Below are 1152 nucleotides of genomic sequence, written 5' to 3'. Positions count from 1 at the left end.
GGTGCGGGGCCCCTCTCGTCGTGCGGCGGCCGCGCGGCCGTTCCGTGTCAGCGGTCGCGGCCCGCCATCGGGACGAAGCAGCCGAGGGTCACCATGAGGAGACCGGCGGAGAAGATCAGCGCGTGGTTCGACTCGACCGTGAAGGCCCACCCGAAGGCGACCATCCCGCCCACGAACAGGACCATCGCCACGAGGAAGCGGGCGACGGCCCCGGCTCGCTCGGTGGCCTCGTTGCGCTGCGTCGTCTGGCTGCTCATGCTCTTCGCTCCGTACTGGTCGTGGGGTCACGCGTGGTTCCCGCGGGCGCGGGACAGGTCTGCCCGACGACGGCACGCACGCGAGGCGTCAGGCCGTCAGTCCAGGTAGTGCTCCACCGTACCGGCATCCCGGATCGACGCGGCATCCGGGTCGCTGCCGAACTCGCGGGCAGCGTCGCGCTGACGCAGCAGGTCCCAGCACTGGTCGAGCTCGGTCTCGATCGCGCGCAGGCGCGTGTGCTCCTCCGACGCCGTGATCTCCCCGTCGGCGAGCTCGTCGCGCAGCCTGCGCTCCTCCGCCACCAGGTCGCTGATGTACTGCCGGATGCCTCGGTCCTCAGCCATTCCTCCACGGTACGACCGACCGGGCGCGTGAGCGCGCGATGCCACCGCTCGGGGGCCCTCGCAAGCGGAAGACCGCGAAACGTGACGTGTCCGACGTTCGGTGCCTTTCGGCGTGCGAGCGGCCCGAGCCGGTGTCAAGGTAGGGACTCACCGGCCAATAAGGCACATACGGGACAAAAGGAGAATGACATGGGTTTCCTCGCATTCATCGTTCTGGGACTGCTCGCCGGACTCATCGCTCGCGCCATCCTCCCGGGCAAGCAGACCGGGTCGATCCTGATGACGATCCTCCTCGGGATCCTCGGCGCGCTGCTCGGCGGCTGGCTCGGGAGCGTCCTGTTCTCGGCTCCGCTCGAGGAGTTCTTCTCGATCCAGACGTGGCTGCTCGCGATCGTGGGCTCCGTCATCGTGCTGGGCATCTACGGCGCGATCCGCGGCCGCAACGGTCGCACCGCCTGACCGCACAGCTCACCCAGGCCGTCACCGCGCGCCCGTCGCGCCCCGTCCGGCCGCGGTGACAACTCGAAAGGCCCGCCTCCTCGTCATGAGG

General features: G+C 69.7%; 3 protein-coding genes. 1 reads left to right on the top strand and 2 read right to left on the bottom strand.

From position 1 onward, the window contains the following. Window positions 1-47 precede the first annotated feature (47 nt). Window positions 48-257, bottom strand: coding sequence for a hypothetical protein (locus ACFRCR_RS18815; RefSeq protein WP_377679715.1), 210 nt, complete (start codon window positions 255-257; stop codon window positions 48-50). A gap of 96 nt (window positions 258-353) precedes the next feature. After that, the gene (locus tag ACFRCR_RS18810) at window positions 354-602 is read right to left on the bottom strand and encodes a DUF2630 family protein (protein ID WP_377679713.1); all 249 of its coding nucleotides are present in this window, start codon (window positions 600-602) and stop codon (window positions 354-356) included. A gap of 189 nt (window positions 603-791) precedes the next feature. Between ACFRCR_RS18810 and ACFRCR_RS18805 the strand changes: the two genes are divergently transcribed. Next, a complete protein-coding gene (locus tag ACFRCR_RS18805; protein WP_138826936.1) occupies window positions 792-1061 on the top strand; it encodes a GlsB/YeaQ/YmgE family stress response membrane protein in 270 nt (89 codons plus the stop codon). The last annotated feature ends 91 nt before the right edge of the window (window positions 1062-1152 follow it).

The sequence above is a fragment of the Oerskovia sp. NPDC056781 genome, from assembly GCF_042789955.1.
GTDB classification, from domain to species: Bacteria; Actinomycetota; Actinomycetes; order Actinomycetales; family Cellulomonadaceae; genus Oerskovia; species Oerskovia rustica.
This window is presented reverse-complemented; position numbering and strand designations above follow the sequence as displayed.